The sequence below is a fragment of the Pseudomonas sp. BB438 genome (assembly GCF_057180225.1).
This window is the reverse complement of sequence record NZ_CM170001.1, coordinates 3,183,686-3,199,240: the sequence shown is the minus strand read 5'-3', so window position 1 is coordinate 3,199,240 and position 15,555 is coordinate 3,183,686. Positions and strand designations below refer to the sequence as shown.

Below are 15,555 nucleotides of genomic sequence, written 5' to 3'. Positions count from 1 at the left end.
AAGAGCGGCGATTCTAATCGCGTGGCGCGCGAATCCAAACCGCTCTGCATCAAGGCCTGTGCAATCGTTCCCGCGACGCAGGCGAATGCGCCTTGCGCCGCTGGCGATGGCGCCGCCACAACTCCAGCCCACCGACCAGCACCAGCACTGCCAGGAAGATCGGCAGGCGGTACGGCCGCAGATTGCCCAGCCAGCGTTCCAGCACTTCACCGGCCCAGTAGCCGGCACTGGCAAACAGCAGCGCCCAGCAGAAGGCGCCGAGCAGGTTGATAAGCAGGAAGCGCAGCGGCCCTACCCGGCTCGCGCCGATCAGCAGCGGCCCGGCCAGGCGCATGCCGTAGAGGAAGCGCACGGAGAAGATCGCCAGCAGCGGATGCCGCTCGATCAGCCCGGTGACCCGCTCGATGGCCAGGCCGCGGCGTTGCAGCCAGGGCACCGCGCGGTCGCCGGCGCGCCGGCCGGTCCAGTAGAGCAATTGGTCGCCGAGGGTGCCGGCCAAAGTCGCCCACATCACCACCGGGGCGTAGGCGAGCAGCCCCTGGTGGGCGGCAAGGCCGGCGAGGATGAGGATGGTTTCGCCCTCCAGCAGGCAGCCGATGAACAGGGCCAGATAGCCGTAGCTGGAAAGCAGTTGCGCGAGATCGAGGTGCTCGAACATGCAGATCCTTGAAAGCGTGCCGTGCCAACAGCCTAGCGGTTTGGCGAATGTTCTGCTTATCGAACATAGCCTGTAAAAAATAAACGACTAAACAGTCACGAGAGATCGTTAGCAACCAATCAAATCAATCCTTTAGCCACACCATTCGTCTAAGGATGTAATTTTTTTCGCCCATGAGCTCTTCAAGTGTTTGACATATTTAACGGATTTGGCAGACTGCGGCCCGTTGTCGCAACTGGTTACGTTTTTCCGGCTCCACTGCCTGGTGCACCGGATGACCTCGGCCGCGCAACCCAACAAAAACAACTTTGTCAGTCGTGGCCCACCTGCCCGAGTTTTGTCTCGGCGGTAAGGTTCCCGGCGAGCCAACGGAACGAACAAATGCTGATCTGGTTTGTAGCGGTGTATCTGGTGATCACCGTAGCTGTCGGTTTCTACGCCACCACCCGCGTGCACAACTCCTCGGACTACGCGGCCGCCGGTCGTAGCATGTCCTTCCCCCTCGTCGTGACCATGGTGTTCGCCACCTGGTTCGGCTCCGAAGCCGTGCTGGGCATTCCGGCCACCTTCCTCGAAGAAGGCTTCGCCGGGATCATCGAAGACCCCTTCGGCTCCTTCGGCTGCCTCATGCTGGTCGGCGTCGTCTTCGCCCGCCCGCTGTACCGCCTGAACCTGCTCACCATCGGTGACTTCTTCCGCAAGCGCTTCGGCCAGCACGTGGAAATCTTCACCAGCCTGGTGATCATCATTTCCTACATGGGCTGGGTCGCTGCGCAGATCACTGCGCTGGGCGTGGTCTTCAGCGTGCTCTCCGACGGTGGCCTGACCACCACGCAGGGCATGATCATCGGCACCATCATCGTCCTGCTGCACACCCTGTTCGGCGGCATGTGGTCGGTGGCGCTGACTGACTTCCTGCAGATGATCATCATCGTCTGCGGCCTGTTCTACCTGGTCTGGCTCATCGGCGACATGGCCGGCGGCCCGGTCAACGTGATCAGCCACGCCGCCAGCGAAGGCAAGTTCACCTTCCTGCACGGCACGTCCGCCAAGGATATCGTCGCCTTCCTCGGCGCCGCAGTGACCATGATGTTCGGCTCCATCCCGCAGCAGGACGTGTATGCCCGCGTGATGTCGGCCAAGACCGAGAAGATCGCCCAGCGCGCCACCATGACCGGTGCCTGCTGCTACCTGGTCTTCTGCATGCTGCCGATCTTCCTGATCTACGCCGCCTCGATGATCGAGCCGGAAATGGTCAAGCACTGGCTGGCGGAAGACTCCCAGCAGATCCTGCCGCACCTGATCCTGGAACGTACCCCGCTGTTCGCCCAGATCATGTTCTTCGGCGCCCTGCTCTCGGCCATCATGTCCTCCGCCTCGGGCGCCCTGCTCGCCCCGTCGGTGACCCTGACCGAGAACATCGTCAAGCACTTCCTGCCCAACATGAACGACCGCCAGGCCCTGCTGGCCATGCGTTGCAGCGTACTGGCGATGACCGTCGCCACCTGCCTGTTCGCCCTGCTGTCCAACGCCAGCATCTATGAGATGGTCGGCAACGCCTACAAGGTGACCCTGGTCGCCGCCGTGGTGCCGCTGTTCTTCGGCCTGTTCTGGAAGCGCGCCACCACCCAGGGCGCCCTGACCGCCATCGCCTGCGGCCTGGTCGGCTGGGTATCGCTGGAGCTGGGCCACCAGGAAGGCGACTTCTGGCCGCCGCAGTTGGTGGGCCTGATCTGCAGCGCCATCGGCATGATCATCGGCTCCCTTGCTCCGCAGTTCAGCCAGCACCGTGGCGAGAGCGTGTCGGACATGGCCGCCGCGGCTGCCGCCAACTGATCGCACCATGGACAAAGAAGAAGCCCCGCCTTGTGCGGGGCTTTTTCATGGACGGCAGGTTCTCAGAATGCCGCCCTCTGCCGTCCAGGTCACATCTCTGGCCAGCAGTGACGAGGAGTAACTCGCCCACCTGATCGACGCGCTGATCCACCAGGACGACTGCAGGCCAGCGAAGTGACGGACGCCGCAAGCCTGCCTATCCTCAGTCTCGTGCCGCCGAGGATTGGCGGTCAGGCTCCACGTCCTTCACCAGCCCGGCCCCTCCATGGATCAGAACCCGACACGCTGCTCACCTCCCCCTCGGCGAACCAGACCATGAAGCGCTGGAGCCGCAAGCCGCTGACCCTGCGCGTGCTCATCCTCGTCTTCGTGCTGCTCGCCGCATTGGCCACGCTGGGCAACAGCCTGGTCGTGGCCTATCACGTGCAGCGCTCGGCGCTGATCCATTCGACCCTGGAAGCCAACCGTGCCTATGCAGCCAAGGTCGCCTCCAGCATCAGCGAATTTCTCAACTCCGCGCGGCGCAACCTGGCCTACAGCTCCGGGATACTGGCCAACCACTTCAACGAAGCACCGGTCCTGCGCGCCGAAGCCATGCGCCTGCAGGCCCAGGACACCTTCTTCAACTCCATCATCATCGTCGACGCCAGCGGCAAGGTGCTCCAGGCCCACCCCGACTCCCTGCAGATCGTCGGCACCACGCTGCGCTCGGAGAGTGTGCAGGAGGCGTTGCGCCTGAAGCAGCCAACCATCAGCCAGGCCTACGAGTCCATCGCCGGCAACCTCGTGGTCCTCATCTCTCAGCCAATCGTCAGTCCCAGTGGCGAGTACCTGGGGCTGGTCGGCGGCTCGGTGTACATCCTCAAACCCAGCGTGCTGCACACCATCATCGGCAGCCACTTCCAGCAGGAAGGCACCTTCGCCTTCGTCGCTGACGCCAACCGCCGCCTGCTGCATCATCCCGACCGCCAGCGCGTCGGCGAGGTGGTGAACCACAGCAGTACCATCGAAGCCGCCCTGCGCGGCGAGAACGGCGCAATGGAGGTGACCAACTACAAGGGCGTCCCCATGCTCGCCGGTTATGCGCAGGTACCGGAAGCCAACTGGGCTGTGGTCGCCCAACAACCGCGCGACCTCAGCCTGTCGCCGCTGCACCTGCTGATGAAGGACATGTTCCTGGGGCTGATCCCGGCCAGCCTGCTCGGCGTACTGGCGATCTGGGCCGGCACCCTGCTGATCACCCGCCCGCTGCGCCAGCTGGCACAGAGCGCCGAGCAGCTGTCGAACCCAGAGACGCCGCGCGAGCTGCAAGGCATCAACACCTGGTACCGCGAGGCGGCGGCGATCCGCAAGGCGCTGCTCACCGGCGTCGGGCTGATGCAGCAGAAGCTCGGCCAGTTGAGCCAGGAGGCTCAGAGCGACGCGCTGACCGGCCTGGCCAATCGCCGTGCGCTGGGCGTGGCGCTGGAAGCACTGGAACAATCGGGCGTGGCCTACTCGGTGCTGGCGGTGGATATCGACCACTTCAAGCGGGTCAACGACACCTGGGGCCACGACGCCGGCGACGAGGCCTTGCGCAGGGTTGCCGCGGTACTGCGCGACTCCTCCCGCGCAGGCGACCTGGCCTGCCGCGCCGGTGGCGAGGAGTTCGTCCTGCTACTGCCGCAGACGTCCCTGGAGACCGCCGCCGGTATCGCCGAGCGCATCCGCGAGACCGTAGCGGTCACGCAGATACCCCAGGTGGGACTGGTCACGCTGTCCATCGGCGTCGCCGACCTCGGCGCGCTGGCGCTGACCCCGGATGCCGTGCTCAAGCTGGCCGACCGGCGCCTGTACTACGCCAAGCAGACTGGCCGCAATCGCGTCATCAGCAACGACGAGACCTAAGCCACCGCGTCCAGCGACGCCAGGCGTGCCGCCAGTGTCCGCGCCAGGCTCACGATACGTCCTCCATCGCCCAATCCGGGGGCGATGTAGATCGCCACCGGGAACGCCACCGCTTCGTCCAGCGGCAACGGCTGGCGGCTCAGGCCGAGCAGCCGCGCCATGCGCGCCGGTAGCGTCATGCCCAGTGCGTGCCGATCCAGCATCAGCCGCGCAGCCAGGGCGCTCTGCACGCGGCAGGCAATGTTCCGCCGCAGCCCGCGCAAACCCAATTGCAGGTCCACCGGACAGAGGCCGCCGCGGCGCGCCGAGACCTGGATCTGCGGGTGCCGCAGGTACTCGGCCAGGGTTGCCGGTACGTGCTCCAGCGCCGCGCCATGGGCGAAGACGTAGTGGTCCGCCGGCACCGCGATGCGCTCGATGCCGTAGCCGAACGGCACCACCTGCTCGATATCCAGGAGGATATCCAGCCGGCCGCCACGCAGTTCGTCGAAGGCCGCGCGGCGTTGCGGCTGGTAGAAGGCCACCCGCCAGTCCTCACCGAGCCGGGCCAGCGCCGTGTCGAGGAACAGTGGCTGCAGGCAGTCGATGCAACTGACCCGCAGCTCCGGCGTCGACGGCTGGCGGCCCGGCACCTGGCGCCAGCCCTCGCGCAGGCTTTCGAAGGCCAGGCGCACATGGTCGGCCAGGCGGTGCCCGGCCACGGTCGGTGTCACACCCAGGTGGCTCTTGATGAACAGCGGGTCGCCACAGTGCTTGCGCAGGCGGCTCAGGGCATTGCTCACCGCCGGCTGGCTCAGCCCCATCAGTCGTGCGGCGCGAGTGATGCTGCGTTGCTGGTAAATGGCGTCGAACACCGACAGCAGGTTCAGGTCGAGGTCGTACAGGTCGTGCATGGTCAGAAATCGTCGTGCAACAGGATCAGGCCGAGCAGCAAGCCGGCGGTGAGCAGCAGAGCCAGGCACAGGCAGGCCACGGCGCGACCATTGCCACCCCGACGATCCCCCGCCAGCGCCCGCTCGCTGCGCCGATAGTGGCCGCCCTGCCCGATCAGGCAGACCAGCGCACACACCGTCAGCAAGGCGGCGGGAATCAAGGCCAGCACCGACAGCTCGCCAACTCGCCGCAACACCAACGCCGCCAGCACCAGCAGCACGAGCAGGGTCCGCGTCCACGCCAGCGAGGTGCGCTCGGCCTGCAGCCCGCCGTCGCTCATCGCTGATAACCGATGAGCCCGGCGGCCAGCACCACGCAGGCCAGCGCCAGGAGCGGCACCAGCAGCGGTACCGGCAAGGGCCGCCCCTGGCGCAACGCCCGCTCCACATTCAGCCAGCGCAACCCGGCCGCCCCGGCGGTGAGCAGGCCGAGGCCCGCCAGCACCAGCGCGAGGAAGGTCCGCGCAGCGCACGTCATCGCCGGATCGGCAAACGCATCCACGGCGATGGCGCCGGCGAGCAGCGCCATCGAGGTCCGTATCCAGGCCAGGAAGGTGCGTTCATTGGCCAGGGTGAAGCGCGGGTCCGGCTCCTGACCGCCGCACAGCAGGCGTTCGGCCAGTCGGCTGCGGCCGCTGCTCATTGCGGCTGCGCCATCAGCGAATGCCCAGCCCGCGCAGCGCACCGGGCGAGTAGTCCGAGGTGGTCGCGCGGAAGCCGAAGTCATAGCCGCGCGGCTGCTCGTTGGTCAGGTTGGACGCGATATAGCGGCCCGCCTGCAGGTCATAGAACACCTGCGCGGCGGACAGCAGCACCTGGGCGTCCGGGCGGTAGAAGGTGTGGTTCTCGCCGATCCGCCAGAGCTCGCCACGGCTGTCGTACTGGTCGTTCTCGAGCACCGTCCAGCTGTCCTCGTCGAGGTAGAAGCGGCGCTTGGAATAGATATGCCGCGCACCCGGCTTGAGGGTCGCCTCCACTTCCCAGACGCGGTGCAGCTCGTAGCGGGTCGGCGCGGCGTCGATCACGCCGGGCTTGAGGAAGTCCGCGTACTTCAGGCCCGGCGAGGCCAGGCGGTAGCTGTTGTAGGGGACGTACAGCGCCTTCTTGCCGACCAGCTTCCAGTCATAGCGATCCGGCGCACCGTTGTACATGTCGCGGCTGTCGGCGGTGCGCAGGCCTGCGGTGGTCGGCCCCGCGGCGTCATAGGCGTTGTCCGGTGCACGGCGCACGCGGCGCTGGCCGGAGCTGTAGACCCAGGACAGGCGCGGTTGCTTCACCTGGTCCAGCGTCTCGTGGACCAGCACCACCTCGCCCACCTGGCGCGACGGCGCGGTGATGCGGTGGCTGTAATAGAACAGCATGTTGTCCACCTTGCCCGGCTCGTAGTTGCTCACCTGATCGGCCATGGTGAAGCGCTGCTCGGTGGTGGTGATCACATAGTCGCCACCGGCCTGGGGCGCCGCGCTGTCGTTGACCGACAGCAGGCTGCCGCCGCGGTAGCGGGTGATGTGGTTCCAGATCGCTTCCAGGCCGTTCTGCGGGATGGGGAAGGCCACCGCGCCGTGGAAGCCCTCGATACCGTTGCCTTCGTTGACCAGCTTGGCGCCGGTGGCGTTCCGCGCCACCCAGCCCTTCACCGGGTCCGAGACGCCCACGCTGCGGTGGCTCGGGTACACCGGCAGCTTGTATTGGCCGGGATAGCGCTTGAGCAGCGCGATCTGACCCGCCGTGAGGTTGGCCTGGTACTGCGGGTAGTTGCCCGAATCGATGGTGAACAGCGGCTGGTCGCCGGCGTAAGGGTCGGCTGGCGTGCCGTTGCCCTGGATCGTCAGGCCGTCGCCGGACAGACCGCCCTGCCAGGCCGGGACTTTACCGTCGGCGCTGGCGGCACGCTCGGCGCCCAGGGGTGTCAGGCTGTCTTGCAGCGTGGCAGCCGCCTCGACCGGCACGGCGGCATGCGCGCCGTGGGCCAGGAGGATGGCGGAGAACAGGCAGTAGATGCGTTTCAAGAGGCAGGCTCCGTCAGAAGTTGATGCCGACCGACAGCGAGACGAAATCGCGGTCGCCGCGGTTGCCGTAGTCGCCATCGAAATAGTTGGTGTAGGAAATGCCGGCGGTGTAGGTGCTGTTGAAGTCCGCATCGAGCGAGACGCCGACCGCCTTGGAGCCCTCGTTGAAGCCCGAGACCTCCGCCGGGGCATAGCCCTTCACGTCGTGGGACCAGGAGATACCGGGCTTGAGGTCGATACCGGCGATGGCGTTGGCATAGCTCCAGATCGCCCGTGCGCGGTAGCCCCAGGAGAAGGACGTGACGAAGCCGTCGTTGTTGCAGTGCTCCGGGGTGGCCGAGTTGGCGATGCACACCGCGTTGTTGGCCAGCTCACCCGAGCCGAAGGTGCTGTTGCGCCCGTAGCGCGGGCCGCCGTTGCCTTCCAGACCGTCGACGAAGGTGGCGCCCACTTCGCCCACCAGCACCAGCTGGTCGGCGCCCATGACCTGGCTGACGGTCTGGGTAGCCGTCATCTGTGCCTGGGTCACTTCCTTGCGGCGGTAACCGTCGGTGGTGTTGCGGTCGGCGTAGGCCACGACACCGCTGTTGTACAACGGCGTGCGCGACGGATCGCCGAGGCCGGACTGGATCAGGTCCGGCCCGTTGAACTGCAGCGGCAGGTTCGGCCGGTAGCTGATCTCGCCTTGCAGCGCGGTGCCGCTGGACAGCGTGGTAGCGAAGGTCAGGCCATACAGGCGGATGTCTTCCGGGTACTCGACGAAGTAGCTCGACGTGCCCATGCGCAGCGCGTCGGTGAGGGTCTTGCCGGCGCTGCTGTTCATCAACCCGTTGCACGCCGCACCGGACAGGCCGAGGTTGCCGCACAGCTGCGGGACAAAGCTGGTGTTGGTCAGGTACGGGCTGCTGATCGAACCGGTGTACGGCAGGCGGCTGTGGTAGTTGGCCGCATAGGCGCCGAACTCGGTGTCCAGGGCTGGCACGAACCAGTGCAGCGACAGACCCCACTGCCCGCTGTTGCGCGCATCCTGGTCGGCAGCGCGCTGCAGGCGGATACCTTCGCTGGTCAGGTCGACGCCGAACGGCGCCAGCGCGCGTACCGCAGCGGCGTTGCCGGTAAGGTTCCTGCCCACGTCCAGGCCGTAGCAACCGTCAGGGATGTAGTCGTTGCTGGAGAAGAAGGTGCCGCAGTTGTCCAGATTGGTCTGTTCCCAGTCCAGCTGGTAGAAGAAGTCGGCGGAGAGGTTCTCGGTAAGGTTCTGGGTGACGTAGAACAGGTTCACCGGCACCAGTGCGTCCTTCACCTCCGAACCCGGCCGGCGGATGGCCGACAGGTTGGTCGGGTTGACCACGTTCAGACCGCCCTGGATGAAGGTGCTCTCGCCCCAGTTCACCACCTGCTTGCCCAGGCGCACGGAGCCCGGCTCATCGGCGATCTGGAAGTTGTGGTAGACGAAGGCATCGAGCAGCTCGAAGCCGGCGGACTTGTTGGCGTTCTTGCGCCCGTTGTCCTCGACGTCCTTGAAGCGCTGGCTCTCGTCACGCAGGGCGTAGTCGTACCAGTAGCTGCCGCGCAGGAACACACCACTGTCGTTGTACTTCAGGTCCAGGTCATGGCGACCCTTGAGTATCTTCGAGAACACGTCGCCGGCGCGGTAGTTGCGGCGGCCGTCATCGCCCGAGGCACTGTGCATCAGGCGCTGTTCCGGATCGTGGGTGGACATGCTGGCGCCCAGCGACAGCGCAGAGTCGAGCTGGCCCTGGATTTCCCCGATGTCGAAGGTGTAACCCCAGGCGGAATGGCAGGTGCACGTTGCGACCAATAGCCATGAACCTCGCACCATGATGCGAACTTTCGGCGTCATCACTCTTATCCTCTTTATTCTTGTTCGAGCGATCTTCAGGCAATACAAAGCCCACCTCGAAATCACATGAGGTCACGTGAGATTTCGAGCGCATGCTGTTGAATTTGATGGATATTTTTAGTAGAAGAATTACTCTTCGAATGAACTTCCGGACCACTTTGCGGATGATTGAATTATCGTTACCGACCCTTGATCTGCAGCGATGAATCGATACTAATTAGCCGCCGAAGCACGAACAAATATCGTCTTCAGATGGCCCCCATAACAAACCGGCATGGCCGCAAAGGCACGACGATGACCCTCAAGCAGTTGCGTTACCTGATCGCCATTGCCGAGGCCGGCAGCTTCTCCGCCGCCGCCCGCAAGGCCTATATCGCCCAGCCGGCGTTGAGCCGGCAGATCGGCATGCTGGAAAGCGAACTGGAGGTGCAACTGCTGCTGCGCCAGCACGACGGCGTGGACCTCACCGACGCCGGCCGGCGCCTCTACGACGTGGCGCGCTCGGTGGTGCAGAAGATCGATTCGGTAAAGGACGAACTGGTGTCCAGCCGCGGTGATCCGCGGGGCCGAGTGTCCGTGGCGATCCCGGTGACCACGTCCGCCCTGCTGCTGCCGGCGATCATCCAGCGTGTGCAGGAGCGTTTCCCCGGCATCGACCTGGTGGTCCGCGACGGCCTGAGCAAGGAAGGCGGCGAGGCCATCGAGCTGGGCAAGGTGGATTTCGGCATCGTGCCCAATGCCGAGGAACTGGAAGGCGTGGTCGCCGAGCCGATCTTCGTCGAGCAGCTCTACTGGGTCGGGCGCATGTCGACGGTCAGCGAGGGCGACACCATCACCCTCGCCGAAGCCCTCAGCCTGCCGCTGGTGATGCCGCCCCGCGGCATGCACCTGCGCCGACGCATCGAGCAGGCGGCGATGGCCGCAGGGCTGGAGCTGAGCGTGAAGTACGAGCAGCAGTCCGCCTACGGCATCACCGGCCTGGTGACCAGCGGGCTGGCTGCGAGCATCAGCAACTGGCCACCGATCGAAGTGGGCTCGCAATCCATGGCGCGCCGCATCGTCGAGCCGCAGATCGAGCGCACCGTGTCCATCGCCCACTCGGCGCACAAGCCGCTGAGCTTTGCGGCCTCCTGCGTACACGACCTGATGCGCGAACTGCTGGTGGAATCGGTGCGCAACGAAACGTGGAAAGGCGAGCTGATCGAGCGCTCGCCTCTGCCAGCGGTCAATCTCCTTGAATGACCGCGTCTGTAGCGGTCGCCATCAGCCAGCGGTCGCCAACCCGACGGACAGTTGGGCCCGCGAACGCTGCGGGCGCAGCCAGGCCAACCCGACCAACCCCGCCACCACCAGCAGCACGCCGCTGACCGCGAAGCCGTGGGCGTAGCCGACACCATCCAGGCCGCCGGAGCGCTGCACCAGAAAGCCGGTGACAATGGGCGCGCTGAGGCCAGCCAGCGAGGAGAAGGCGTTGCCGATGGCGAGGATGCTGCCACGCTGGGCGGAAGGCGTGACTTCCGCCAGCATCGCTGGCCCCACCGAATACATCACCAGTGCCAGACCGCCGCTCAGGGTCATGTAGGCCATGCGCAGAGCCACCGGCATGTCCGCCAGCAGACTGATCGACAGCACACCACTGGCCATCAGGCAGACCGACACGAACACGCCCCGCGCCACCCGTGACGACAGCCCGCCGCGCAGCATGCGTTGCGACAGCCAGGCCATGAACAGGCTCAGCGGCATGGTCACCAGCACGAACAGGCCGAACAGCCGCCCGGCGTTCATTCCGCTCAGGCCCAGGCCGCTTTCCAGGTAGGCCGGCACCCAGGTCAGGGTCAGCGCCAGCGACCAGTTGGCGGCGAAGTGGCAGAAGTAGTTGGCCAGCACCGTGCTGTCGCCCAGCAGGCGGCGGTAGGGCAGGCGCTCGCCGGTCTGGCCCTGGCGAACCTCGCCCAGCCGGCCTTCCTGGCCGAAGAAGAACCAGGCCGAGCACCAGACCGCGCCGAGAATCGCCAGGATGGCGAAGTTGCTGCGCCAGCCGTAGTGGGTGCTGATCCACGGGATCATCAACCCGGCGATCAGCAGGCCCATGGCGCTGCCCGAGTGCAGCAGCGCCACCGGCAGGCTGCGGCGCTCGTCGGGAAACCACTTGTACAGCGCATGGGTGGCCACCGGCGACGCCGGCCCCTCGCCCACGCCCAGCAGTACCCGGCAGGCCACCAGCGTCCATAGCGACGTGGCATAGAGCATCGGCAACTGCACCAGCGCCCAGAAGGCGCCCATGCCCAGCAGCAGCCAGCGGGTAGAACGGCGATTGGCGAGAAAACCGCCGACCACCGCGGAGATGGAGAACAGCCAGTGCAGGCTGCCACCCACCAGGCCGAATTCGGCCGGGGTCAGGTTCAGCTCCTTCATCATCGGCACCGCGACCAGGCCGGTGACTACCTTGTCGAGGAAGTTCACCAGCATCATCGCCGCCAGCAGGAAGGCGACGGTCCAGGCTTGGCGCGGCTGGTAGGCATGCTTGTGGGCATCGTAATCGTGCATGTCGCTTCTCTCTCTTGTTCTTGTCGGGTGCTGCGCTCGCGCGGTCACATCCCGCCGATCAATCGGGCATCAGGATGCCCTTGGCGATGGTGTTGCGCTGGATTTCGCTGGTCCCGGTGAGGATGCGCATCATACGGGTCGCGCGGAACAGCCACTCCACCGGATGCCCGTTGATCAACCCGGCGCCGCCATGCACCTGCACCGCGCGGTCGGCGATGCGGAAGGCGGTTTCCGAGCTGAATACCTTGCACATCGACGACTGGGTGCGGATGTCACCGCCCGCGTCGTAGCTGGCCGCGGTGGCGTACATCATGCTGCGCGCGGCATACAGCTCGGTGGCCATGTCCGCGATCATGTGGCTGACCGCCTGGAACATGCCGATCGGCCGACCGAACTGGACTCGCGTCCGGGCGTACTCCACTGACAGGCTGAGCGCCAGCTCGGCCATGCCGAGCATCGTCGCGCAGTGCAGCAGGCGGTTCAGGGTGATGCGCCCCATGGCCAACTTGAAGCCCTTGCCCTCCTCGCCAATGCGATGCGCCACCGGCACTCTCACCCCTTCCAGGATGATGTCGCCGTGGGTGCCGGGGCCGGACATCGCCTGGTAGTCGGAGACCACCTGGGCGCCTGGCGCCGCCAGATCGACGAAGAACGCCGAGATACCGTCCGCGCCCTTGCCCGGGCCGGTCACCGCCAGCAGCACGGCGAAGTCCGCGTAGGGCGCCCCGGAGATGTAGCGCTTGGCGCCGTCCAGTACGTAGTAGTCGCCGTCCAGCCGCGCGCGGGTCTTGATCGCCGTGGCGTCGGAACCGGCCTCGGCCTCGGTCAGGGCGAAGCACACGGCCTTCTCGGCGCGGCACACCGGGCGCAGGAAATGTTCGATCTGCTCGTCGCTGGCGACGCGGAACAGGTGGCCGATGCGCGGCGGGCCGCTCAGCTCGCCCAGCACGTGGGCGGCCAGCACCGCGCCGCTGCTGGCGGCGGCTTCCTTCACCGCGCACAGGTCGGCGATGCCCAGGCCGGCGCCACCCAACGCCTCGGGCAGCATGATGTTGTAGAAGCCGCGCTCGCAGGAGCGCTTCCACAAGTTGCGCAGCAACTCGCGGGAGTGCTTCTCGCCGAAGCGGATGCCCTCGCGCTGCTCCAGCGGCAGCAGCTCTTCGCGCAGGAAGCCGCGCAGGTCGTCGATGATCGCCTGTGCCTTGGCGCTGGGTTGAATCGCTTGCATGGTCACTCTCCTCAGATCCGCCGTTCCTGGTGCTGCCAGTAGGGTTCGCGCACCAGGCGGCGCACGACCTTGCCGTTGGGGTTCTTCGGCAGCTCGCGGACGAAGTCCACGCTGCGCGGCTTCTTGAAGCCGGCCAGCTGCGCGGCGCACAGTTCGATGATCCGCGCCTCGTCCAGCTGCATGCCGGGCTTGAGCACCACCACCGCCTTGACTGCCTCGCCCCACTGCTCGTCAGGCACGCCGACCACCGCCGCCTCGAAGACTTCCGGCAGGCTGTAGAGGACCTGTTCCACCTCGGTCGGGTAGATGTTGAAGCCGCCGGAAATGATCATTTCCTTCTTGCGATCGACGATGAACACGTAGCCGTGCTCATCCACGGTGGCGAGGTCACCGGTAAGGTAATAGCCGTCGCGCATGACCTCGGCGGTCAGCTCCGGCGCCTGCCAGTAGCCCTGCATGATGTCGGGGCCGCGCACGACGATCTCGCCGATCTCGCCAGCCTTCACGTCCTCGAAGTCCTCGTTGACCACCCGCAGGTCGGTGTCGAAGTAGCAGCGACCGCAGGAGGCCAGGCGCCTGGGGTCGTCGAGCGCAGCGATGTGGTCCTGCTCGGTGAGCACGGTGACCAGCGAGCAGGTCTCGCCGGCGCCGTAGCCCTGGGCGAGGATCGGCCCGAATACCTGCATCGCGCGGCGCACCAGCGCCGGCGCCATGGGCGCGGCGCCGTACATCACCAGGCGCAGGCTGCTCAGGTCGTAGGTTTCCACGCCGGGGAAGTTCACCAGGCGGTTGATCATCGCCGGCACCAGGAACAGCCGGGTGACGCGCTCGCGCTGGATGGTCTCGAGCAGCAGTCGGTCATCGTAGCGCTCCACCAGCAGGTTGCAGGCGCCGGCGGCGAGCAGCGGCATGATCTGCATGCCGCTGGCATGGGTGATCGGGCCGACGTGGGCCATCACGTCACCGGCGCCGGAACGGCCAGTGGGGCTGGCGATGCTCTTGCGCACCAGCGCCTTGCGGTTGCCGACGCTGAGCATGGCGGCCTTGAGCACGCCGGAGCTACCGGAGGTGTAGTGCAGCACGGCCAGGGCATCGTCTGCCGGGTCGCAGCTGACATGAGCATCGCTGCCGCGCTGCAGCACCTGCTCGTAGGGCACGTCGGCGCCCGCGTCGGCCAGCGGAACGATCAGCGCCAGGTCCGGCAGTTCGGCTCGGCGCTGGTCGATCAGCGCGGCAAACGCGGCATCGGCGATCACCGCCTGGCTGCGCGAATCCTTCAGGACGCTGAGGACTTCGTCGGGTGCCAGGCGCGCATTGATCGGCACCTTGACCATGGCGGTCTTGTACAGAGCGACTTCCGCCTCGACCAGTTCGACCCGGTTGAGTGCCAGGATCGCCACATGGGCGCCCTGCTCCAGCCCCAGTGCCAGCAAGCCGGAGGCCAGGCGGTTGGTGCGGCGCTCGAGCTCGGCGAAGGTAATGCGTTGGCGGGTGTCGACCACGGCTTCGCGGTCAGGCCAGTAAAGCGCGCTACGGCGCAGGATTTTACCCAGGTCCACTTGTTGTTCTCGTTGTCAGGGGAAACGCACGAGATGCTAAGAGCCGTGTGCCGGACCCGGCCAATACCATAGGTCGATGCCGGCTATGCCGGAATGCGATGGGTGCTGCTGCAGGAACCTGGCGGCTAGTCCAGCGGCGGCTCCTGGGCGACACCTCGAGGCCCGGCAACGCCCCAGATCGCCAGTCCGACCACCGGGAAGATGGCGATCAGCAGCGACCACAGGGCCTTGGCATTCACCCCCTTGTCGCTGCGAAAGATGCTGACGATGGCCCACAGGTCCAGCAGCACGATGATGATCGCCACGGCGATCCAGAACCACGAGGCAAGCGCGAGCGTGGACATGACGGGACTCCTCTTCGGCTGGGGGCGGAGCGCGCCCCCGTCCTCAGCAGGCCCTGCGGTTGACCCGAGGTTCAATCCGTTCGATCGACGCGCCGGTCTGCGGGAGCGGCTCGTGCCCCGCGATCGCAAGCGTGCCGCGCTGCTTCAGTGAGTCGGCAGGCGCGGACCGTTCGTCCCTGGCATCGAACACCAGTTGCCCGGGGCGGGTCTTTCGCACAGGTGCCGCGAAAGGCGCCGCCCACTGCCAGTGCTCACGCCGAGCCACTCACGCTTGACCACTCACACTCGACCCGATCTGGGAGGTACAAACGATGGGCTGGAATGATCATCAGGATGTTGAACGCTCGGAAGGCCTTCGTCGCCTGCTCGAAGACGGTGCGCTGGAAGCGGACAGCCGCCAGGAAATCCTCGCCCGCTACATCCTCAACCATGGATTTGCCGCGCTCTCGGAAGCCCAGCAACAGGAGTTCCACGAGCAACTGCTGCCGCTGCTCGATCGCCGCGATCGCGGCGAAGGCCTGATGCCCCAGGGCGACCTCGATCCGGCCATCGATGATCCCGAACTGGCGAGCGCGCAGATCAACGACCCGGGCAATGAAGACCCCGGCTCGCTGATCGAGATCGAGGTCACCGAGGGCCTGCACCCCGACCACCGATCCGGCCGTCATTGACCCCACTCAAGGCCCGAGGA

At 66.2% G+C, this 15,555-nt stretch carries 14 protein-coding genes; 4 read left to right on the top strand and 10 right to left on the bottom strand.

Annotation, left to right across the window (positions count from 1 at the left end; all coding sequences use genetic code 11):
- Positions 1 to 49 precede the first annotated feature (49 nt).
- A complete protein-coding gene (locus AC1ZV1_RS14710) occupies positions 50 to 658 on the bottom strand; it encodes a DedA family protein (RefSeq protein WP_484297401.1) in 609 nt (202 codons plus the stop codon).
- A 381-nt stretch (positions 659 to 1,039) separates the two neighbouring features.
- On the opposite strand from AC1ZV1_RS14710, the gene AC1ZV1_RS14705 reads away from it, so the two are divergent.
- Complete coding sequence (locus AC1ZV1_RS14705) at positions 1,040 to 2,494, top strand: high affinity choline transporter 1 (protein WP_484297400.1); 1,455 nt, start codon at positions 1,040 to 1,042, stop codon at positions 2,492 to 2,494.
- Between the two features lie 315 nt (positions 2,495 to 2,809).
- Positions 2,810 to 4,381 (top strand): sensor domain-containing diguanylate cyclase, encoded by a 1,572-nt coding sequence (locus AC1ZV1_RS14700; RefSeq protein ID WP_484297399.1) that lies wholly within the window; start codon positions 2,810 to 2,812, stop codon positions 4,379 to 4,381.
- Here the strand turns inward: AC1ZV1_RS14700 and AC1ZV1_RS14695 are convergent.
- The 5 genes from AC1ZV1_RS14695 to AC1ZV1_RS14675 are packed head-to-tail and all read right to left on the bottom strand — an operon-like array spanning position 4,378 to position 9,165.
- On the bottom strand, positions 4,378 to 5,274 hold the full coding sequence (locus tag AC1ZV1_RS14695) for a LysR family transcriptional regulator (protein ID WP_484297398.1): 897 nt from the start codon (positions 5,272 to 5,274) through the stop codon (positions 4,378 to 4,380). The genes AC1ZV1_RS14700 and AC1ZV1_RS14695 overlap by 4 nt on opposite strands.
- Positions 5,275 to 5,276: 2 nt before the next feature.
- Entirely contained in the window at positions 5,277 to 5,594 is a 318-nt protein-coding gene (locus AC1ZV1_RS14690) for a DUF202 domain-containing protein (RefSeq protein ID WP_484297397.1), read from the bottom strand.
- Complete coding sequence (locus tag AC1ZV1_RS14685) at positions 5,591 to 5,956, bottom strand: YidH family protein (RefSeq protein ID WP_484297396.1); 366 nt, start codon at positions 5,954 to 5,956, stop codon at positions 5,591 to 5,593. The genes AC1ZV1_RS14690 and AC1ZV1_RS14685 overlap by 4 nt, the downstream gene beginning before the upstream one ends.
- Positions 5,957 to 5,969: 13 nt before the next feature.
- Positions 5,970 to 7,322: a DUF1329 domain-containing protein gene (locus AC1ZV1_RS14680; protein WP_484297395.1), complete on the bottom strand. Its 1,353-nt coding sequence runs from the start codon at positions 7,320 to 7,322 to the stop codon at positions 5,970 to 5,972.
- 13 nt (positions 7,323 to 7,335) lie between these two features.
- Positions 7,336 to 9,165, bottom strand: a complete 1,830-nt coding sequence (locus AC1ZV1_RS14675; RefSeq protein WP_484297565.1) for a DUF1302 domain-containing protein — start codon at positions 9,163 to 9,165, stop codon at positions 7,336 to 7,338.
- 315 nt (positions 9,166 to 9,480) lie between these two features.
- Between AC1ZV1_RS14675 and AC1ZV1_RS14670 the strand changes: the two genes are divergently transcribed.
- The gene (locus tag AC1ZV1_RS14670; protein WP_484297394.1) at positions 9,481 to 10,428 is read left to right on the top strand and encodes a LysR family transcriptional regulator; all 948 of its coding nucleotides are present in this window, start codon (positions 9,481 to 9,483) and stop codon (positions 10,426 to 10,428) included.
- A gap of 21 nt (positions 10,429 to 10,449) precedes the next feature.
- Here AC1ZV1_RS14670 and AC1ZV1_RS14665 read toward each other — a convergent pair whose 3' ends face one another.
- The 4 genes from AC1ZV1_RS14665 to AC1ZV1_RS14650 all read right to left on the bottom strand — a co-directional run bounded on the left by AC1ZV1_RS14665 (position 10,450) and on the right by AC1ZV1_RS14650 (position 14,864).
- Entirely contained in the window at positions 10,450 to 11,733 is a 1,284-nt protein-coding gene (locus tag AC1ZV1_RS14665; RefSeq protein ID WP_484297393.1) for an MFS transporter, read from the bottom strand.
- Between the two features lie 58 nt (positions 11,734 to 11,791).
- Positions 11,792 to 12,961 carry an acyl-CoA dehydrogenase family protein gene (locus AC1ZV1_RS14660; RefSeq protein WP_484297392.1) on the bottom strand — a complete coding sequence of 390 codons (1,170 nt, stop codon included), beginning with the start codon at positions 12,959 to 12,961 and terminating at the stop codon, positions 11,792 to 11,794.
- Between the two features lie 11 nt (positions 12,962 to 12,972).
- Positions 12,973 to 14,520, bottom strand: coding sequence for an AMP-binding protein (locus AC1ZV1_RS14655; RefSeq protein WP_484297391.1), 1,548 nt, complete (start codon positions 14,518 to 14,520; stop codon positions 12,973 to 12,975).
- Positions 14,521 to 14,645: 125 nt separating this feature from the next.
- Positions 14,646 to 14,864, bottom strand: a complete 219-nt coding sequence (locus AC1ZV1_RS14650) for a PLDc N-terminal domain-containing protein (protein ID WP_484297390.1) — start codon at positions 14,862 to 14,864, stop codon at positions 14,646 to 14,648.
- Positions 14,865 to 15,175: 311 nt separating this feature from the next.
- On the opposite strand from AC1ZV1_RS14650, the gene AC1ZV1_RS14645 reads away from it, so the two are divergent.
- Positions 15,176 to 15,535, top strand: coding sequence for a hypothetical protein (locus AC1ZV1_RS14645; protein ID WP_484297389.1), 360 nt, complete (start codon positions 15,176 to 15,178; stop codon positions 15,533 to 15,535).
- Positions 15,536 to 15,555: the final 20 nt, after the last annotated feature.